Source organism: Anabaena sp. FACHB-83 (genome assembly GCF_014697485.1).
In the GTDB taxonomy this organism is placed as follows: domain Bacteria; phylum Cyanobacteriota; class Cyanobacteriia; order Cyanobacteriales; family Nostocaceae; genus Nostoc_B.
In genome coordinates this window covers 1-20075 of record NZ_JACJRY010000049.1, presented here as the reverse complement: position 1 = coordinate 20075, position 20075 = coordinate 1, and the positions used below count along the sequence as shown (strand labels likewise).

General features: G+C 40.0%; 26 protein-coding genes. 2 read left to right on the top strand and 24 right to left on the bottom strand.

Annotated features, from left to right (window positions below):
* Position 1: 1 nt before the first annotated feature.
* The 5 genes from H6G79_RS30675 to H6G79_RS30655 form a co-directional block, all read right to left on the bottom strand.
* Complete coding sequence (locus tag H6G79_RS30675) at positions 2 to 1108, bottom strand: hypothetical protein (RefSeq protein ID WP_190594319.1); 1107 nt, start codon at positions 1106 to 1108, stop codon at positions 2 to 4.
* Between the two features lie 42 nt (positions 1109 to 1150).
* Positions 1151 to 2998 (bottom strand): hypothetical protein, encoded by a 1848-nt coding sequence (locus tag H6G79_RS30670; RefSeq protein ID WP_190594320.1) that lies wholly within the window; start codon positions 2996 to 2998, stop codon positions 1151 to 1153.
* A gap of 54 nt (positions 2999 to 3052) precedes the next feature.
* Positions 3053 to 4168: a peptidoglycan-binding protein gene (locus tag H6G79_RS30665; RefSeq protein WP_190594321.1), complete on the bottom strand. Its 1116-nt coding sequence runs from the start codon at positions 4166 to 4168 to the stop codon at positions 3053 to 3055.
* A 9-nt stretch (positions 4169 to 4177) separates the two neighbouring features.
* Positions 4178 to 5476, bottom strand: coding sequence for a S8 family serine peptidase (locus tag H6G79_RS30660; protein WP_190594322.1), 1299 nt, complete (start codon positions 5474 to 5476; stop codon positions 4178 to 4180).
* A 451-nt stretch (positions 5477 to 5927) separates the two neighbouring features.
* A complete protein-coding gene (locus H6G79_RS30655; protein ID WP_190594323.1) occupies positions 5928 to 6848 on the bottom strand; it encodes a ParB/RepB/Spo0J family partition protein in 921 nt (306 codons plus the stop codon).
* A gap of 760 nt (positions 6849 to 7608) precedes the next feature.
* Between H6G79_RS30655 and H6G79_RS30650 the strand changes: the two genes are divergently transcribed.
* Together H6G79_RS30650 and H6G79_RS37800 are read left to right on the top strand one after the other, a co-directional pair.
* Complete coding sequence (locus H6G79_RS30650) at positions 7609 to 8658, top strand: hypothetical protein (RefSeq protein WP_190594324.1); 1050 nt, start codon at positions 7609 to 7611, stop codon at positions 8656 to 8658.
* A 48-nt stretch (positions 8659 to 8706) separates the two neighbouring features.
* Complete coding sequence (locus H6G79_RS37800) at positions 8707 to 9294, top strand: phosphatase PAP2 family protein (RefSeq protein ID WP_190594325.1); 588 nt, start codon at positions 8707 to 8709, stop codon at positions 9292 to 9294.
* Here H6G79_RS37800 and H6G79_RS37795 read toward each other — a convergent pair.
* From H6G79_RS37795 to H6G79_RS30550, 19 genes are all read right to left on the bottom strand, one after another.
* Complete coding sequence (locus H6G79_RS37795; RefSeq protein ID WP_190594326.1) at positions 9265 to 9426, bottom strand: hypothetical protein; 162 nt, start codon at positions 9424 to 9426, stop codon at positions 9265 to 9267. The genes H6G79_RS37800 and H6G79_RS37795 overlap by 30 nt on opposite strands.
* 48 nt (positions 9427 to 9474) lie before the next feature.
* Entirely contained in the window at positions 9475 to 9783 is a 309-nt protein-coding gene (locus H6G79_RS30635; RefSeq protein WP_190594327.1) for a hypothetical protein, read from the bottom strand.
* 72 nt (positions 9784 to 9855) lie between these two features.
* A complete protein-coding gene (locus tag H6G79_RS30630) occupies positions 9856 to 10053 on the bottom strand; it encodes a hypothetical protein (RefSeq protein WP_190594328.1) in 198 nt (65 codons plus the stop codon).
* A 38-nt stretch (positions 10054 to 10091) separates the two neighbouring features.
* Positions 10092 to 10784, bottom strand: a complete 693-nt coding sequence (locus H6G79_RS30625; RefSeq protein ID WP_190594329.1) for a 3'-5' exonuclease — start codon at positions 10782 to 10784, stop codon at positions 10092 to 10094.
* Positions 10785 to 10833: 49 nt separating this feature from the next.
* Positions 10834 to 11055 (bottom strand): hypothetical protein, encoded by a 222-nt coding sequence (locus H6G79_RS30620; RefSeq protein ID WP_190594330.1) that lies wholly within the window; start codon positions 11053 to 11055, stop codon positions 10834 to 10836.
* Positions 11056 to 11060: 5 nt separating this feature from the next.
* Positions 11061 to 11744 (bottom strand): DUF1822 family protein, encoded by a 684-nt coding sequence (locus H6G79_RS30615; RefSeq protein ID WP_190594331.1) that lies wholly within the window; start codon positions 11742 to 11744, stop codon positions 11061 to 11063.
* Positions 11745 to 11839: 95 nt separating this feature from the next.
* On the bottom strand, positions 11840 to 12145 hold the full coding sequence (locus H6G79_RS30610) for a hypothetical protein (RefSeq protein WP_190594332.1): 306 nt from the start codon (positions 12143 to 12145) through the stop codon (positions 11840 to 11842).
* A 76-nt stretch (positions 12146 to 12221) separates the two neighbouring features.
* A complete protein-coding gene (locus H6G79_RS30605) occupies positions 12222 to 13214 on the bottom strand; it encodes a DUF5895 domain-containing protein (RefSeq protein ID WP_190594333.1) in 993 nt (330 codons plus the stop codon).
* Positions 13215 to 13276: 62 nt separating this feature from the next.
* Positions 13277 to 13543, bottom strand: a complete 267-nt coding sequence (locus tag H6G79_RS30600; protein WP_190594334.1) for a hypothetical protein — start codon at positions 13541 to 13543, stop codon at positions 13277 to 13279.
* A 96-nt stretch (positions 13544 to 13639) separates the two neighbouring features.
* Positions 13640 to 13921 (bottom strand): hypothetical protein, encoded by a 282-nt coding sequence (locus H6G79_RS30595; RefSeq protein WP_190594335.1) that lies wholly within the window; start codon positions 13919 to 13921, stop codon positions 13640 to 13642.
* Positions 13922 to 13951: 30 nt separating this feature from the next.
* The gene (locus H6G79_RS30590) at positions 13952 to 14485 is read right to left on the bottom strand and encodes a WGR domain-containing protein (protein ID WP_190594336.1); all 534 of its coding nucleotides are present in this window, start codon (positions 14483 to 14485) and stop codon (positions 13952 to 13954) included.
* Between the two features lie 66 nt (positions 14486 to 14551).
* The gene (locus H6G79_RS30585) at positions 14552 to 14734 is read right to left on the bottom strand and encodes a hypothetical protein (RefSeq protein ID WP_190594337.1); all 183 of its coding nucleotides are present in this window, start codon (positions 14732 to 14734) and stop codon (positions 14552 to 14554) included.
* Positions 14735 to 14792: 58 nt separating this feature from the next.
* Positions 14793 to 15143 (bottom strand): hypothetical protein, encoded by a 351-nt coding sequence (locus tag H6G79_RS30580; RefSeq protein ID WP_190594338.1) that lies wholly within the window; start codon positions 15141 to 15143, stop codon positions 14793 to 14795.
* Positions 15144 to 15254: 111 nt separating this feature from the next.
* A complete protein-coding gene (locus H6G79_RS30575; protein ID WP_190594339.1) occupies positions 15255 to 16877 on the bottom strand; it encodes an AAA family ATPase in 1623 nt (540 codons plus the stop codon).
* Between the two features lie 5 nt (positions 16878 to 16882).
* On the bottom strand, positions 16883 to 17032 hold the full coding sequence (locus H6G79_RS37040) for a hypothetical protein (protein ID WP_242048631.1): 150 nt from the start codon (positions 17030 to 17032) through the stop codon (positions 16883 to 16885).
* A gap of 142 nt (positions 17033 to 17174) precedes the next feature.
* Positions 17175 to 17381: a DUF2997 domain-containing protein gene (locus tag H6G79_RS30565; protein ID WP_190594341.1), complete on the bottom strand. Its 207-nt coding sequence runs from the start codon at positions 17379 to 17381 to the stop codon at positions 17175 to 17177.
* Positions 17382 to 17384: 3 nt separating this feature from the next.
* Positions 17385 to 17828: a DUF1257 domain-containing protein gene (locus H6G79_RS30560; RefSeq protein ID WP_190594342.1), complete on the bottom strand. Its 444-nt coding sequence runs from the start codon at positions 17826 to 17828 to the stop codon at positions 17385 to 17387.
* A gap of 494 nt (positions 17829 to 18322) precedes the next feature.
* Positions 18323 to 18616 carry a hypothetical protein gene (locus H6G79_RS30555; RefSeq protein ID WP_190594343.1) on the bottom strand — a complete coding sequence of 98 codons (294 nt, stop codon included), beginning with the start codon at positions 18614 to 18616 and terminating at the stop codon, positions 18323 to 18325.
* Positions 18617 to 18796: 180 nt separating this feature from the next.
* Positions 18797 to 19864 (bottom strand): hypothetical protein, encoded by a 1068-nt coding sequence (locus H6G79_RS30550; protein ID WP_190594344.1) that lies wholly within the window; start codon positions 19862 to 19864, stop codon positions 18797 to 18799.
* Positions 19865 to 20075 lie beyond the last annotated feature (211 nt).

Genomic DNA, 20075 nt, shown 5'->3' with positions numbered 1-20075 from the left:
TTTATTGAGGGGTTACTGGTGGTGCGGGGGGTGCAACTTGAGGTGGTAGTTGTTGCTGTGGTGCTGCACCTGCTGGAACTTGAGCAACCTGTCCCTGACCCAAATCAAAAGTTTCCCTGAAGTTATCCAGCTTAAAGTAGTCAGATTTAAATTGAATTTCTACAAAGCCTTCCATTTCTGCCGATAATTCTGAACCCATTTCAGTATTAGAAGTAGCAATGCTAACCTGACTTTTTGTGCGATTGAAGCTCGTACCAAAACCAAACGAACCAAAGTTGAAACCTGCATTGAAACCAACGGAATTAGTTAATGTTTCGTTGGCTTTATCATCGTTAGTTGTGTCTTCATAGGCATCAATTCTGAATTTGACATTCGCCCGAATTACACCTTTTTCTACAACTAAGCGAGATACCCCCATTAAAATTGTTTCCCGCAGTAGTGTGCGACGTTCTTTAGCAAGAGCTAGTTTGGTATCTAGAATCTTGGCTTGAATAACATTGTCGTTCATGTTGACTTCTTTACCATCCTTATCTACAAGAATGGGTTTTGGAGTCTCTGTTGCAGGTTGGGTTTGAGCTGCTGACTGGTTGTTATCTCCTCGTCGTCCTCGTCGTCCACGACCAGATGTTTTAGCCATACTCAATTTGTAATCATTATTCATCTGAGTCAAACGAAATAAAGCCTCGTTATCATCAATTGAATTAACAAATTCAGACAAAGATTTAGTCGCTTCTCGTAATAGCTGTTGATATGCTCTCATTTGCCGTTCATTGGCATCTTGATTAGCATCAAAAACACCCACAAGTAAATCCCGCACAAATCCAGGGAAATTAACTTTGTTAACCAGTTTACCCATGATATCGGCAGCATCTTTACCTGCACCCCCAATCCGTTCATTGCGGTGTCTGTCTGCGTCAATTAAATCACCGGCTGCCATTTCGGTAGATAACCCGCTTTGTTCAGCTAAATCGTTGTAGTGAGCATTCACCAAATCTTTATACAGCGCCATCTGTTCCTCCCGTTCTAGATTGCGGAAGGATTGAGAATAGGCGAGTAAGGATCTGGTTTTACTACGAGCTTGGTCTTTCAGTTCTTGATGATCGGACATGATTAAAATACTCCTCAATTTTTGTGAACACAATGAATCAAATTACACATCCCAATCATCAAAATCACTATTGCCACCTTTTTCCTTCGGTTTTACTGTATCTCGACTCCTGGGAAGGGATCTATGTTTAGTACTAGTTTTGTGGTAACTAGCAGATCCTTGCGGTAGGAATTTGCCATTAGTTCCTGTTTCCATTGATGCTTGGGCAATAATCCAAGATTCTGCTGCACTGAGTAGAGTCTCAAAATCAGCTTCCCTGACAGCACCTTCTGTCTCAAAACCAGCAACCCATTGAAAAATTTTGTTGCCCTCTACAGCAATCGTTCGCAGTGTAGCTGTTGCGACCATAGTATTAAGGTCTTCTTTTGCAACCTGCTCAATTACACTCCAAAGGCTCTTACGTCGTCCACCAAAACTATTAATGATTTCCTCAGAACGCAAAATGTCTAAAGCTTCTTGTAAGTGGGCATAGTCTTCTGTCACCTGCACATGAGACATACCAGTCATATGCTCGGTGAGGTTATATTGCAAGTTTTTGGTAGCTTGAAAAAGTGGCGACTTCGATACCCAAACATCTTTGCTGCGTTCTGACTTACGAATATATTCTGCTACCTCTGCCATTAATTGATGCCAAAGCGTGGGAAATGCTTCATTGACTACCATGTTAGATAGTAGTTTTCCATTTCCTTTATTCAGTACCCGCTTGTAAAGCATGGCACGTTCTGCGGGTGTATTGCGTTCATTACGTAGTTTATGAAAGCGATAGAGAGCAGCAGCAGTCTTACCTCCAGGGATGTCAAGCATTCCACTTGCCCAACGTAACACCAGCGCATTGGCTACATCAAAGACGCGCATCCGCTCACCAATATTATAAATGTAGTCTAATACACCTGCTGCTTTAATATTGGCAGGAATGACACCCTGATTCTCAAAAGAGTCAAAAGAATCGACCGTAAAGTTCCAGGTGACTTCACCGCCTTTAATGCGTGCTGTATCTATAGGATCATCTGCGATCGCACTTTTTTTTACCGCTTCATTATAAGCCAGAAGAAAATACTCGTCGTAAGCTCCTTTTTGAAAATTCTCTTCTGTATTTGCAGCATTAAATACTACCCCCAGTTTGATGAGGTAATCAATTATTGACTGCTTGATTATGGGGGTAAATGAAGTAGCTGGAATGGCACTACTACGTGTACTAATGTACCGATCAAGATAATAAGGAATATTTCCCTCACGGTATAAAATACTCAAAAGACCCATGACTGCTGGTCTTACCTGCTCAACTCTGATATCAATCCCACGCTGGAGGGTCAATTCTACAAGTCGAGGCCAATTTTTGTTAGGGTCTTTCTCTTCGGTGGTGATCCTGATTTTTAAATCATTCGTAACCTCTGCAAGTAACATTGCCAGAAAGTATCTTCTGGGTTCATCTGTGATTCGTAGCAGAACCGCATTGGTTAATCCAGTAGTATCGTCTGATCTAACTCCATCTACTGCTTGTAGTAAAGTAAAGGCATAAATGTCGGAATTAGATAGCAACAATCGTGGAATATCTTCGAGTCCGCTTGTGTCAAGCTTTTTGGTCAATTCATCGATTTTCTCAATTGGCAGTCTTTTTGGTAGTGTGTCTCTGGCATTAGTACCAATACCAATTTTCGCAATTTCATTTGAAGGATCTTTGGCTTTTTCCTGAAAATCTTTTTTATATTCTTCCCACTTCTTAATCGTGATCCACTCTGCGGTTGCTTTTAAAGCTGTTTCTGCATAATTATCAACGCTAATTGGTCTCCTGAACTTTAGTGCATTATCTACAGCCCAACCTTGTGGAATAATGTTGGAACTTGTTCCTGCACCATTAACAGTAGCTACAACACTAGATTCTTGTGGCATATTTTCCTTCGCTTCAATAATGAATGTTTATTTTACAAGTGTGAAAAGTATTTTTTACCTTGCGGGTTTATCCAACTCAAACAAACGCATCAAAGTAGATGAATTAGTATTTGTTAAACTATCCGGCTGTTGATTAGAAGTTTCTGTTGGAGGTGGAGTTGGGGGGAGATTATCTTTATGATTAAATAAATCCCAAAGAGGTGAAAAATTAGATGGTTCAACTAATAGAGGAGATGGTGCTTTGTTATTTCCTAAGTTTTTGACATCTTCTTCTACTTTTGCTTTTAAATCGGAAATTGTTTGTTGATCAGATTGAATGGCTTTTAAAGCTTCCTTTGTCGTTGTTTCCGCATCTTGAACTGCTTTTTCTTGAACTGTCACTGCATTCTGTATCTCTGCAATATTTTGGTTGACGATAGCAGCTTTTTTTTCTTGAGTTTCCGCCTCTTGTGCGGCTTTTAAAGCTGTGTCTGCTTGTTCTTCTATTTTTAACTTTAAGCTTTCAGCATTTTTTACTATTTCTTGGACTGCTTCTACTCTCTTTTCAGCATTAGCGACAACTTGATAAGCATTGTCTGCTTCTGATTTAGGGCTACTTAATCTAATTTGGGTAACATTTTCTTTAGCTGTCTTAATAATTTCATCAATCTGTCCTTGCATTTTTTGAATATTTTCGCTTGCTGCGACTGCTTCATCGCAAATCAAACGAGTTTGTCTTGCAGTTTCTTTCAACCTAACCACAGAAGCAGAAATAAGCAATCTTGCAGAAGCTAACTCAGCTTCATTTTTAGCAGCTTCCGCAGCATTCTTTGCTTCTTGAGTAGCAATAGCTTCATTTTTAGCAGCTTCCACAAACTTTTTGGCATCTGCAACTTGGGCTTGAATATTTTTAATTGCTACTTGAGCAGTGTCAACTTGTTTAACAAATTCTTTAAATTCTAGACTTTGATTTGTAATTGGTTCAAGGCATTTAACCAACGCATTCCATGTATCGTCATCAACTCCTTCTTTGGGGCCTATTTTTACCTCCGTTTGAAATAAGTCTACTGCGTTTTGAGTCTGATTACCATAATTACCATCAATTTCTCCGGGATAATATCGAAGAACTTTTAAATAACTCTGCAAAAGTTTTATTAAATAACCTTGAGAACCTTTGACTAGTATTGTCATAATCAACCTCTATGAACTAAGTTTGTAATCGAGGAGTTGTAGAGCATCAATGAGATTAAGCTTGCCAAATCCGGCTTTTTGATGCTTAAAATTCGTATTAATTTTGTCAGATGTGTGCTTGAGAATGTGTTTTACTTGATTGTCTGATATAGTTATTCCTCGCTTTTTCAAGGCGTAAGACTTCAATAATGCTACTGCTCCCGCAACGAAAGGTGAGGCATGGGAAGTACCTGTAGAGAAGGAATATTCGTTATGTAAATAGGTACTATAAATATTGGTTCCTGGTGCAACTAAACTCACTTGTTTGCCATAAGTAGAAAATTTAGCGATCGCACCTGTTTCGTCAATGGCTCCCACCGCAATAACATGAGGTAGCGCACCCGGATAATATAACTGTTCTTGCCCGTCGTTACCGGAAGCAGCAACAATCGTCACTCCCTTTTCTTTGGCATAATTGACAACTTCTTCATGAGGTAAACCACCACCAGTATGAGGAATCCCCAAGCTCATGTTAATCACTTGGACACCTTGATCCACTGCCCATTTAATCCCTGCATTAATGTTGTCTACTAAGCCTGCTCCCACCCGTCTGCCGTTCTTCTCCATAGCGCCGAGGACTCGGACAGGTAAGATTTTGCATTTTGGTACAACCCCTACAGGCATTCCCAAGCCTTTGGCTCCAATGATTCCAGCCACATGAGTTCCGTGACCTACTTCATCATCAGGAACATCATCCGCACCCAAGAAATCCCCGACAAATTTACCTGCGCCGTCAATAATATCTACAAAGTCATAGCCTGGTAATAAAGAATCTTGGTACTCTGGATGATCAAGATTTATCCCTGTATCTAGAACTGCCACAACAATGTTTGGATCTCCTTGAGTATATTGATGTGCTGCTTCCAGATAAATTGCTTGGCGCGATCGCCAGTCAGTTTCAGCACTCATTGTTGCTGCTGTTGGAGAAGGAATTGGGATTGAGACTATTTCTCCAAGCTTCACTTCTTCTACTATTGGTAGTGCAGAGATTTCTTGGATTAATTGTGGAGAAATATCAGTATCTTTTTGTAAAATCAATCTATAGACTCGATTCAATCCATGATTAAACTCTGCCTGATCCCAAAATTGTCCTGCCGGTTTATATTCTCTAGTTACCCAAATAGGTAAGCTATATTTAGCAAATAGTGTATCAATATCAGGATGAATATTTGTTATAGAATGAGTTTTATCATCAAGAAATTTTTCCCAATAAGCTACTTCTTTAAACCCAACACTCTGCCTTAATTTTAGCCTAATATGTTGTTTCATTATACTGATTTTTATGATTAGTTTTTAACCTAATAATTTTATTTTTCGGTCAATACTTTCGCCAAAACCCAAACATTAACAATTATTAAGATATGACAAAATCATGAACTGTTTTCATCATTTTATCAAAGTAATATAAACCTCCTAATTATAAAATTTAAGAAGAATTTTTCTATACATTTAAAATGTGATAAACAGCTAAGAATATTTCAATCTTTTTTTCTGCTACTGCATCTGGATTAACCTAAAAAACCGTACAAACACTTACATACTCTAGTCTCTAACTTGCTTGATATCTGAGTCAAGCATTTTTTACTGCTAGTTAACTATATAAACATTAGTATATATAGTTAACTAGCTTTAAAACACAAAAAGTCGATTTTTCAAGGGTTTTGAGATTTCCTTGTATTAAGTAAGGTTAAGCAGATTTGCTGGCATTATCTCTGCGTTCTTAATTTTCGGAAATTAATTTCTCCACTTCATCTAAAAGCTGGTTGATTTTCTGTTGGTTTTGAGAATTGATGGCGCTGCGTTTTTGACGTAGAAGCTTATTAATTCCATTCAACCTTTCAGTGACAACATTGTGTGATTGTGATTCAGATTTAAGTGCTTTGACTCTAGCCTTGATTTCGCTCAAGGAAAGATTTTCTGCGATCGCTATTTTGAGCAAGTCAGCACGCTGTTGTTCGGATTTAACTCGTGAGATCGCTTGAGCTTTAGTGTACTCAATTTCACCTTGTCGCAGAGATACCAGAATTTCTTCTGGTAGTCTCAATAAAGGAAGCCGACTGGAACGGAAACTATCTGTATTGAATTTTCCGATTTGTGACAACAGTAATTCAATCTGCTCAAGTTGAATCAAAACGTTTTGATTCAGTTTTTGATTCCTTTGTTTAGCATTAAAAGCTCGGTGTAGTAGAGAAATGACTTCATTAGCACTCACTTTTAAAGATAACGATAGTAGTTCTAGTATGGCTTCTGTTTCTTCAACTGGATTGAGTTCTTCCCGTTGCAAATTCTCCATCAGAGCAATTTGTAGGGCTTGCTGATCATCTAGCTCTAAGGAAATAATAGGAACTTCCACTAATCCTACAGTACGTGCGGCTCTAATTCTTCTTTCCCCAGCAATTAATTCATATTTACCGTGGGGAAGTGGACGAACTAAGACGGGTTCTAAAATGCCGTGTTGTTTTACCGATTCTACAAGTTGAGCCAATTTCTTCGGATCAAAGTAACGCCGTGGTTGTTTAAGAGATAATTCAATCAAATCAATTGCAACTGTAATCGGGCATTGTGAAGGGAAGCCAATATAGTTAATATCAAATCTATCTGATGATGCTGTCCAATCGGACGATTCTGATAGTGTAAGCATAAATTTTGCCCATTAAGCTTAAAGGAAACAAAAAATAGATATTTTCATTACAAAAACTAGCTAAATCTGCTTCTAATGCTAAATTAATGGATAAATATGAGGATTTTGTGAGGTAGCACAGTAATATTACTTGATACCAATATTGATATTTTTTACCAATAAAAAGCGAATTTTCAATTCGTGAGATCGCTTGGGCTTTAGTGTACTCAATCGTTTCTTCTCGCAGAGATGCAAAAATATTCCTTGGTAGCTTTTATAATGGAAGCTGACTAGACGGAAACTAGCTGCATTAAATTTTCCGATGATTACCCAAATTCTTTAAAGGCTCTGTATTTTCTAAAGCTTAATTTGGCAAGGGTTTATGTTGATTGTTCTCCATTGAAACCCTTGAAGAAATATCTTCTAAAAATTATGATTCTTTATTTACTCACAAGTTCCTCACATTTCTTTTTTAATTTGAGAATGTAACTAATAAATTTAGTTATTTGCTGATTTGCTCGTTTATGCAGATTTTAAAACCAGGATAGGAACAATCATTCACCTTTTCAAATTCATTAAACCAATATGGAATGCTTAGTATTGGGATTTATTTTGTGAAGACAAGTATTTAAAATTTGTAATATGGAGAAAGAGCTACTAATGGCACATAAATAAATGCGATCGCATCTTTCCTAAATTGACTTAATTAGTAATTTTAATTATTACAACTGAAGTATTGACAAAATATCTATTTAACATCTTATTTTTGAGTGATCATATAATGAATAGCTTAGAGAGAAATCCAGTTTTAATCAGACGCATTCTGATAACCATATCGATATCGTGGATGATTAGCAGCACTGCGGTAATAGTAGCTTACTCTTTAGCATCTAGCACTGTATGGAAAGGGGCATTTGGAGAAAATGGAGCAATTTTTGAGTTAGTAAGAAGCCTGATTATTGCTTTAGGTACTGCAACAACTTTGCTCCAAGTATTCCCCAATGAAACTCATGAATTTATCCAGCTACGACAGCGAAAGTCAGTAGCACTGAAGTGGATACGATTGGTTGCACTCGTCGTTGTCATAGCAATTATCTGTTGCATGATATGGCATCACTTTTATTATGGCCCAGAGTTTCTAGCGAATCCTCCCAAGGTTTCGCCACCACAGATGCCTCCAGATTGGTATAAGCTGACAGAACCTCGTTTGCATCGAGGGGAAGTTGGGTATTTTGAAAGGTATCAGCTTCCTTACCTATGGTACTTTCCCTATTCGTTTGTGAATATTATCTGCTTTGGTGCGCCTGCGCTCACAGTTGGTTTGTATGCGTCGGTGAAAAAGTTAGTTGCAGTTCATAAAGCTAAAGGAAATTTGCTCATAGCATTTCAAAATGCTAACCTCAATCCTGACACCAAAGAAATTTATCGCCAGTTTGAACTATTTTGCATTAATTTTATTGAAATTTTTAGCAGCTATTCTGTTTTGTGTTTAATATTAGCGGTTCTGGTGGCCTTTGAATATCGAATTGCCTATAAAACCCAATCGCTTTATGGTGTCTTGTGGACTTGGTTCGGCTATACTCTAGCTTTTTCAGACCTGCTTGCTATTTTTCTGGCATTTTCATACTATGAAGATGCGTTTCAACAAGGTTCTCGACAATTAGTAGAAATGGGAGAGGATGTTAGCGAATTTGAAAGTAAAAATGGTGTTCTCAGAATCCTTAATCGCATTCTTATTAGACATTTAAGTCTGTACGTAACATTAGGGATTATCCTAGCAACGTTTACATTTCTTTCCCCATTATTGAGATTACTGGGACTTTCGGCTTAAAATTTATTTTAATATTTATAAATCAAAGTAAAGAATAACAGGTTACTAATGAATAAACTAATATATATCACGCTTCTTGGGTTAAGTTTTTTACCTTATAAGTTCCTCAATCAGCGAACAGGAAAAATCCATATTCTGAAATTGGAAATTGATCGGTGGATTCCTTTATTACCTATCTTTGCAATTCCTTATCTTTTATTTATTCCTTTTATAGTCATTACATTGGTTTATTTTATCTTATTTTCTCAGTTCTATAAGTCGATCACCGTCGCTTTTACTTTATGTTTGCTGATTGCCTATGGATTTTATATCTTCTATCCTACGACCGTTCCTCGACCTGCAATCATCTCTACTGATTTTTTCTCGCAACTTGTAGCATTCATTTACACTGTAGACCAACCATATAATTGCTTTCCCAGCTTACACACATCCCTATCTGTTCTGGCGCTGTTATTTTGGATACAAATGTTTCCGAATATGCTGCTGCCACTGGGGGTTTTTGTCCTGTCAATTCTTTTCTCAACGTTATTTACAAAACAGCACCATGTACCAGATGTGCTTTCTGGGATGGTTTTGGCAATTCTATGTTTCTGGATCAGCAAGTTTTTAGCAAAGCCCGCGATCGCTTTCCCCTAAAAAACAGGCACTCACGAGGGAGGCGATCGCAGTTTGGTGTAGGAATTTTGCGAGTGGGCGAATGCGGCGGCAGCGAATGATTAGGTATTTGTGATCAACGAAGTATTCTGCTTGGTATTGGCGATGGTTCATATTTGCTCCTGAAAAAAATAAGACAGCCGAAGCTGTCTAAACTGATGATTATTGCCAAAGTCCGCTCAAATTAACGTCTGCATCCCAATTAGCATCAACTAAACCCGACTCAATCAAATGCAGACAAGCAGAATAAAGTATTTGTGTGTGGCATTGTTCTGTCCCTTTGACTGGAACATAATCTTGAATTTCTACGCACCAGCAAACTAGTCCATCTACCTGATGCGAAGCGATCGCAATCGCCAAGCATTTCGTCAGTTGCCAATAACGGAATTCCCAAGGCTGAAGTTGGTCTAAATTTCTGTCTCTATAACAACAGATTAACTTCCAAAGCCACTGACGATCGCTTCGCTCCAATTCAAAATTAAAAATTAAAAATTAAAAAACTAAGAAATTCTTTTTTTTGAATTTTGCATTTTGAATTTTGAATTATTTTTGGCGATATTTTGACAAAGATTCGGCTAAGTTTTTGACTTTGAATTTAGCTTTGTTGGTGGGTTTCCAAGCAAAAGGATTGCCCAATCCAATTAGTAATTGCTGGCATAAGTATTCGTCCTTTTTTGGTCTACCACAGTAAACTAGTCTGGGATTGTCAATATAGCCATCACGATATTTGAGGATGTTCATCTGTTTCTCAAATGCTTCTCGTTTGTTACGCGAAGCCGTTAGACAATGCTCACATCAAAATCAAGCGTCCCCACAAAATCCTCCAGCAAGCACTGGCGAATTGACTTATGCCAAATTTTGCGCTCACCATCCCATACAAACTTGGCCTTACTTGCTAGATGGCGATCTTCATAACTAACCAGTGCTTTAATTTCCACCATTGGGGATTGAGCCAAAGCAATCGCGTCCTCCACCAGTTTTGGTAGATTCTGATGTCGATTCAAGCACTCGACCAGCAACCGAACATCATCACCTGCACGGTGAACGGTGCTAATACCGATGCCCATCCACAGGGCAAGGTCGGTTAATTTGTAACCACCGTGCGAGTTGATGCTGTGATATCCCCAGTTGAAGTCCCTCATGGCACACAACCAGGGAACAGAAATCAAATTAGGGAAGAATTTATTGACTACATCAGAATCAAACTCGGCATTAAAAGCAACCGCATAGTCAGCAAGTGCCGCCATCTCTCGCAGAAAAGCCAGTGCGCTTTTGTATATAGGATGTGCGGCTTGGGTTATTGTCGGTGAAATTCTGTTGATTGTCTGGGCGTTGTTAAATTCCACTGGCAACAGTGTAGAAATGCTGGCAACTGCTCCAGAGGTTTCCCCGACTTCATAGAGCGTGGCGGCGATTTCGCAGGGGGTGTTTTCGTCGTCGGCGGTTTCGGTGTCTATTATTAGTAGTTTCATTTTTCCTCCTATGAAAAATAAGGCAGCTTTAAGTGCTGCCTTTGACAAATTATTTTTTCAAATAACCAGAAATTTCAGATTCTTTTAACCCTTTGATAAAGCCTATCAATCCGTGAGGACAATCACATCCCAAAGCCTCCTGAAGAGTCGAAGAATTCAGATTATTTTCTTGACAAACAGTAGTGAAAATCTCCGAGTATGTTAACTCTAGATTTTCTTCTAATTGATAAACTCGCTGTTCTATTTTGTTAGCTAAATCTGAGATAGACATATTCCTCAATCAACAGCCTGAAGATTACGCGATCGCACTAACTGATTACGCCATTCCTCATTCTCCAACAGCGCACCCCACGACTCAAATGAAAGCACACGCCTGGGGAAGAATTGATGCTTTGACAGCTGCTCAACTAAAATATTCGCTTGCGCTGCGGAGAGCGTTGGCAGTGCTTTGACTTCAGTTTTGGTTGGCGCATCTGGACAAAACTGGCGTGTCAACGATATCAGGTTAATATCTCGTGTTAGCTGTTCTGCGTCTAGGGAGTAGGAGCGATCGCGTTCATCGTAATCACCTCGTTGCTTGAGTTGTAAATGAGTTGTATATCCCCAAACTCTCACCACTCCATCATCACTATTCACCTGAACAGCTAAATAGTAATCAGCAACCCAACTGGGGATATCCACCCACTCTCGCGGTACTCGAATTTCGCTTAAATCAATTGCTTCGCTGGGAATCAATACTATACGAACTTCACCAATATTGATAGCTGTGCCATTGACTAGTTCCCAGTGGTTTTGTGTGGTGGCTGTAGTATTCCAAGTTTCCTCTAGCCAAGGCAGAATAGCTAACACAGAAAGGCGATTTATGCAAGCTTGAAAGCGGGTGCTTGGGGTGGCGAAACACTGACTTTCTTTCCAGGCTAAATCTTGTTCGTTTTCGGATATTTGTAATAGTAAGTCCATCGATTATCTTTTGAAATCTTCAGTAGTCTTTGGCAGAGCCGTAATAAAATACTTTTGAATTACAGTGTTTATTCAAAATATTTAACCACCAGAATTTACCGTATATTGCTGGGTGGTTGATAATTTTTAGCTGCTACAATCACCATTTCGGGGACAAATTGATTTTGGTATTGTTCTTCTGTACATGGGTAGGAACCTACAGTTAAAGTTCGCCATGTTAGAACAACAAAATAGCGCCAGGAAGTCGCATGTTCTCTTGCAATTGCAGCCAGATTGTCTAGCCCTGTTTCTGATTCAAGGTGAGTTTTGGGGGTTATACTTTCTGGCAATATACCGTCTGCGCGATATCCAAAATCAACGTAGAAACCGATAAATTCTTCTTCAAATTCTTCAACGTTCATAATACCTTTAGTCAAAATAAAACGTTTACTATCAAAAAAAATCAGCAGCCAGTGTTGGCTGCTAACTTGTTATCGATTAATAAGGCACATCTTCCCAACAACCAACTTCGTCATCAGGCATCATCGACTGTAGTTTGTCTACAAAATCAACAAACTCTGCGTCCGTTAACAACTGCCGTCCCTTCTTGCCGTAATGTTCTAAGAGGAACTTTTTACCTTGTTCCTGATTCCATCCTAAAACTTCGATTAGCTTCTGCGACTCTATCATCAAGGAATTGCGGTCTAATTTTCGGCTTGACGCAGGTGCAGTATTGCTTGGGGAATTATCAGCAATCCCTTTCTTCCACCATTCAGTGATGGAATTGTGTAAAACAGCAACCTCTTGAGCTTGAGCCTGTCTGCCGATACAGTGCTTTTCCCACTCCAATGCTGTTGGTTTCTCAAACCCGCTACAGACGCAGGCGTTTGATGCTTGTCCACCTCGTTCACGTTTTTCGGTTTTCAACGTGGGACAGAACACCCACATACTATGCCAGAGTAAGGTTTTGGCTTCGTGTGGTTTTTGCTGCACCTCCGCATAAGTTTGTTCGCAAAACTCACGAAACGCTAACAACTGCTGGTCAAATGAGACTTGAAATACACCCCAGGCAGTAATCTGTATGGGCGCGATGTGCAAAGGCTGATTTTGAGCATCTACAAAAATTACCATATAGCGTCGGGCGAATTTGTAGTTGTTCTTGTCCAGACCTTCATCCTTACGCCAAACACCAATCACTTTTCGGTCGTTGCCAAATAGCAATGGTGATCTGCCGATGACTAGCATTCGCGGTTGGCGATAAATAACTCCGGGAATGCCGATTTTTTCGTCATTCTCATCTAACTTATTGGTGAGAACTGTGAATTGTTTACCATGCTCTAATTCTTTACCTTCATACCATCCGGCTAATTGTTGGTTGTCGTAAGCTATCCAAATACCAGCAGGTGATGGGATAGACTTAGCTGCTGGTGTTTTGTCGTAGGCTTTGTGCTGTGCTGAGTCAAAATCGAATTCGAGTGTTGAAGCTACCATAGTCGCTACTTTTTTTGTTTACGGTTATGTATTCACTTTCTTATTAGCGAAGCAAATCAGAATCAAAAACTATCTAAATCATCCTCATTCAGAGCATCAGTTTTTTTGTAAATCTTTGCTTTATTCATCTGATGAACTGATTTTGAAATCAAGGGCATTGCGGCTTCTTTAACCGCAGTCTTCGCTTGCTCAAATAAAAACTGAATTGCGCCTTCGGCATCTTCTTCAGGGTCTATTTGTCCCCAGAGTGAACAGCCTATTTCTACCGATTCATAATCGCCTAAATTGAATTTTCTTTGATATGTTACCGAAATTGTTTTGATTTCCATACCAATATTTTAGAATTTTAGAAATTTAGCGTAGCTATTTTTGAAAACTTTTAACAATACTCCCCAGCCAAATACATAACTGGGGAATATGATTATTTATTCAGGATTGATGTAGTCTGTTGGATCTAATTGATATGGGGAAAATCCATCTGCATCACTACGATAAATTGGTTCTACATAATCTAATACTACTTCATCTGCAATAATCTCTGTTCTTGTGCTAAGAGAGGTAATTTGTGTGTCCATTTCTGGAATATCAATTCCTAATTGTTCACATATTTCTCGAATTTTTAGGTATTGAGGATTTATTTGTTCATCATTATGAGAATTATGTCCATACCCCTCTGATTCCCAAGAACTAACAATTATTTTTGCCATAGTTTTACTCCTTCTATACTGCAAATTATGCTAACTTACCCGCCAGAAATTCTTGCTGATTGACTTTAGACTAACAACTTTCTCCCCAGAATCCTCTTTCGCTTGCTGTGGCTTTTCGGTAGGTAGCAGAGAGTTTAGCAGTTGAATCTGATGATCAACATCCTCAACTGTTCGGTAAATAGTGTGAGGATTGATTTGCATTCCCAGAGGTGTGGGAACGAGTTTTAAATAATTATTGAGTGCTTCAATGTAACCAGGATTAAAGTTTTTGGTGGCTACATAACGACGGAGAGTGTTTAAGATTTGTATCGCTCTCCTTACATCTGCTACGCTGCAAGAATCAATCTGCGGCTGGCTTTCTTGATACCCTTTGGATTTTTTCTCGTAAACTAGATTATTGTATTTGTTGATAGCTTGTTGAATAGTATTGAAATTATGCGTTTTAGTTTGGGGATTATAGCCAACTCTCCCCCACTTAACTATTAATTTGTTTCCTTCAATTTTCGCTGACCAGAATTTATTACTGTTGTTATCAGCGTCTACGTAGACCAGATATGTTTCCATGATTTTTAGTACCTGATTAATGAATAGGTGAATACTTTATCTGGGAATATTCACCTAAATGAGTTATTACTTTTGCAAATAAGGTAAAGCTGACTTAATTACCTCTTGGTCTTGTTGTGTTCTACCCAAATCAGGTTTTGTTGCGTCATCATTAGCAACAATTTTTGCGGCTGAATTTGCCAAATCAGTGGGACAACCCCTATCTGTGAGAGCTTGAACAGTCGCATCATGTAATCCTTGATTTCTCATGAGTTAATCCTTGAGATTTTTAATGTTTTCAATGGCTATCTGCGGAGCATTTGGTAAACTATTGATTTACTAGCAACCGCGCATTACCCCACCGAATTTGATGTTGTAGAGCCTCTAAAATTGTCTCGGCTTCATCAACAGTTAGTCCCTCAAGTTGCGAACAAATATCGTACAAGTCTTGAGGAATACTATCGGGAAGAACTAACTCGCACAACGCATCTTCTAATGCAGATGACATCGGGTATTCTGAAGAACTGTATTCTTGTTGCATCAGAACATAAGTTGACAAGGTAATGCGAAGTAAGAGTTTGGTTTCTCTATTCAATTGCTCTAGATATGAACCATACTTATCAACAAACTGGTCAATACGGTCGGTTTGTCCGTAGTAGGTTACAAGTTCAGTAGACATTTTCTATTTCCTTGATGAATAGTATTTCAAAAACCATCGAAAAGAAGCCGGAAATCGAAAGTATTAATTGCTTAACTTCCGACTTCCGACCTCCGACTTGGGACTTCTTTGTTAGTTCAAATTCCGAAATCTCGCAGTCTTCAACGATTGAGTGGGTTTATCCGCAATCGCACTAGAAGCCGCCCGCGCAGTCTTAGCCCAGTCCCTCATTCGCTCGACCGCAGCCGCATCCTGCACCGCTAGTGGTGTGATAGTTTTCCGACAAGCCTCCAGATCACCCAAAGTCACCTGCTGAGGTCTGCCTTCATCAAACGCCAACAGCGCAGCTTCAGCAGCAAGCGTTTCAAGTTCTGCGCCTGAAAACTTTTCAGTGTTAGCAGCTACAGCCTCTAGATATTCATCCTCAATCGCAATCCCAAAGCGTTGCAAGTGAATGCTTAAGATTTGCGCTCGTTCAGGAACGTTTGGTAGGTCTACAAAGAAAATTTCGTCAAATCTGCCCTTTCGTTTGAGTTCACTTGGTAGTGCTGACGGGTCATTGCAGGTTGCCACAACGAATACACCACTGGTTGATTCCGACATGAAAGTGAGGATATTGCCGAGAATGCGTTGTGAAACTCCAGAAGTATCGCCACTGCCAGAAAGAGCTTTTTCTAACTCGTCCAACCACAATACGCACGGAGCAATAGCTTGAGCCGTTTTAAGTGCGCGGCGAACATTGCCCTCAGACTCACCAACTAAAGAACCCAGCATTGACGCAATATCAAGCTGTAGTAGTGGTAGATTAAGGATGTTAGCAATATTTTTCGCACAGTTAGATTTACCTGTACCCGGAGGCCCTGCCAACAACACACCTTTAGGCTGAGGCAGATGCAGCAGCCGCGCCTCTTGTGTGAACAAACGCCGCCGTCGATTCAACCACTCACGCAATAAATCCAAGCCGCCAAAGGGAATTGTCGCTGGTTTTCCTAGCTCAATACCCATTTGAGAGAGCAGCCGAGTCTTATACTGCACAGCTAATGGTGTCACAGTGGCATCAATAGTAATACCATTGCGATTCAAACGCTCTTTTACCGTCAGTCTCAAGAAATCGCTGATTTCTTCGAGAGTCAAGCCTAGTGCAGCACGAGCTAAGGATTCTTTCTCGGATGTTGTTAAGGCAACGGTGAACTTGACTTGTTGCTCTTGCGCCGACTCACCTAAATACTGCAAATACGCATCAAGATGTTCTTGGATTTGCTCAACTGTTGGTAATGGCACTTCTGCAAACGGAATCAACCGCACCAAAGACTCATGCAGTTGGATGTTTTGACCCAGAAAGATGATGCGTTTGTCGGTGGGTTTGAGTCGGTGGTACAGGTTCTTCACCCGTGTCAGGATTTCCCAACTCAATTGCGGAGAATTCTTGCCGAGAAAGGGATGCACGTCACCCAGGATGAATACGCCACTACCAGAGAAGCTTTCAATAAACTGGAAGATATATATTAATGGATCTGCTTGTGGTGGACGTTTATACTCCGGCACTGGTTTAAAGACCAATCCACCATCGTTAGCAATCTGGCATTGTTCCAGGGTGGACACTCCCAAATTCCAGAAGTAAGTCGGGCATTCGAGTTTCTCATGTGCTTGAGATGTGAGCCATTGCACAATTGTTGCTTCTTCAGGCGACAAAACCTCAAGCGCAACGATGGGAATTTGTGAATCTAGTGTGCTGAATAAGTTATTCAGATTCATGGCTGTTAATCTTTATATGGTACTGGTGATAATTCGTCATGGCTATTCACCACCTTGACAATTACCTGATAACCTTCGGCTTCGCCGTCGAAAACCTCTGCTATACCGTTGTTGTCCGGGTAGGCGATCGCCGTCACTATCGCATTAAGCAGCACACATAAGCCCTCCGTGTTCGCCTTGATAATTACGGGCTGTCGGGCTTTTTGTTGTGCGTAGATGTGGATGAAAGGGTATTCTTTAGGCAAATCCATAAACGCTGGGGGAAAGCATAGTAATTGTGGCTTTCCCCTTCTCTCCTTATTGTCTTAATCTGGTTTGGTGATTTGAAGTTGTTCGCAGTTGTTGGGTTTGGGCTTCATCCTTAAAGGTGCGATCGCCCACAACCCCCAAAGCCTCTTCAAATGGCTGTGTCGCTTCCAGACAACTCAAACCTTCAAAGCCTTCTGCTTCTACCTTTACTTCACCAGTCAAGAGGTCGAAATGAATTAATACTGAGCGTTCCATGAATTACCTCCGTGCGAACTGTTGAATTTCCTGATGTCCGGCAAAAGTCAGGCGTAGGGTTTGCACTTGCCCGTTTGTAGTTTCAGCAACTGTGCATTCGCCAAATCTTTCACGCAATTCTTCAGCTTTCGCCAGTACCATCCGTTTACCGTAAGCTGGCATTAACTGAGTGGCGTAGAATTTGCTTCCGAATTGCCTGATAATTTCGTACTCGTCCTGGATCATTTCATACTCAGTCCCAGTCCATCTAAAACCCATGTCTGCACGGGCATGGAAGGTGTAGCCAGGAACAATGATTTCTGCACTCTGCCCTTGCGAATCACCGTAATAGCTAGTCAAGGGCTGTGGTGTTTCGTAGACTTGTGGCTTGAGCTTCAAGTCCTCTAAGGCTTGCACCAGACACTCACGGTTGACTAAACGAGTTTTGATAGTTGAGAAATGAGACATTTGTTATCTCCGTATAGTTTGAGTTGGTAAAACGACGCGAACAGTAGTGATAGAATCATGAGTTTTCGTTTCTACCACTTCACCACCCATTTGCGTAGCAAGTTTCGGTAAGTATAAATTGATGTACTCTTGTTGGAGCTTAATGAGAAACAGTAACCATCGCCCAAGATTTTTTTTTCGACAGTCAAAGGTTTTGGTCGTGTTCGCTGCTGAAACACTCGAATTCTTCTCCAGTCCAGTTAAAGCCCAAGTTGTTGCTGGCTGGAGTGACTAATTTTTCGTATGAGCATTGCGCTCATGTATCCGTTTTAGCCATTATTTTTCTTTCTCGTCCAGCCAATTGAACTTGTTGGGTACAACGCACTTCCTTAACCCATTACAGATGTTTAACGTTATACGAAGGGGCTACAAACTGGCATGTATTTGTAGGTTTCAAAAACCTTAGCATTGACAAGTTTGTTACTGCCGCCTATGGTTTCCTTCTTGCTGACAAATTATTCGTCATCTCTCCATTCTTGGATAATCGCAGAACTATCATTTTTTACTCGCTCGATATTCTTAATTTCTCCACCTTTTATCAAGGTGTTCTCTTCAGTCGTGGAATAGCCAGCGTTAAAATTGGCTCCCATTTTTTCGCAAATTTTTTGAGCTTTATTGACTTGTTCAGGTGAAATTTTAACTGCAACTCCACCGCTTGTAATGTTCGATTCTATCCCTTCTTTTTTGAGGATTTCAATCAATTTTAAAGCCTGGGGATAACTTAAACCTTCTGCTGTGAATAACGCCATATTTACCTTTCGACTTTTGCCTTTTAACTTATTATGCAGTGGTTAAAGATTGCCCTACAGAACTATTATCCACCAATCAGACGAGCGTATGGTAGCAAGTTTTTGAGGCAGGAGGAGAAATTACATTTCTATGCCTTATTTTAATGCGATGTCCCGGTAATTCAGAACATCGCTTTTTATTTAACGGAACTTAAACGCACTAACAGTTGCCACCGTCAGCCCAACGTCAGAACTCGCAAGCTGTTGCAGATTGCGCTGCTCATCCAGCAATTTAGAACGAATATCGTCCATCTTTTGCTGTAGTTGCGATCGCCCTTCACCACCCAGATTCTTATCAACAATTGCCGGATCATCCACAATCGAATTGAGATGCTCCATCATCGATTGCAAACTACCGCCAGCTTCAGGACTAGCATTCGCCAGCAAAACCTGTACCTTCTGGAGATGTTTCAGCATCTTCTGTTTGAAGCGCACTGGCTTTCGCCCTGGTTCCCAATCTGCCAACTCTTCAAGTAACTGCGCGGCGAGTTGTTCACCACCAGCAATTGCCGCTTCCTTGAGCCGTTGTTCTAGATTTTGGTCGTACTGTTGAATGAACTGGGTGATTTGGTTCAAGCACTCGGCTTGTTGTTCATTCAACTGTTCTGATAAAGCCGGAATGATCACGGGACGACCAATAATCACCTGCAAACAATCCTCTAACTCGCTCAAACTTGGAAATGCTCTCAACAAATTAGCTTTTACTTCCGCTTGCCTATCTTGTGGCAGTTCCCAAGTGTTCAACGAAATGAAGTTTTCTATCCGTTGCTGATAATCTTCCAAGCCTTGCTCGTACTCATCTTTTAACTTGGCTCGAAGTGCTGGCGCGATCGCATCTCTAATATTAAGTAATTGACTCCATACCAGGGGAGCCAAATCAATCGGGCAAATCCAATCACCGTTATCGCTGGTCATCCATTCCTGAACAGAAGCGATTTCTTGTCTGAGTTGGCTTGCAGCTTCATTGAGAGCTTTGAATACTTTGATGCCACGCAAACCTACTTCAGAATTAGTCACTTTGATGAGGTCTGATTCTGTGCCAGTATCTTCAGATTTCAAAACATCTGCCCATTTTGGTGCGGCACTTATGGTGCTGTTTTTGATTCTGATGCTAAAGCGAATACGGGTTTTATTTAGTTTTGAGAAATTGATTCTTTCAACAGTTGCATCAGCAAGAAATGTTTCTGATGGTGCGATTGCTTGTACCATTCTTCAGTACCATTACTAAGTTTTCTCTCAATCGTTAGCGAAGCGTTTCCCTGCAAGAATAAAGCGAGTAGAATAATTTTTTCCAAACAAAAATCATCTTTTTGAATTCAAAATGCAAAATTCAAAATTCAAAATGAAGAATCAGGAAGATTTTGAATTTTATTAATTTTAAGTACAAACCCCCATTAATCTCTTTAATTTTGAATTTTGA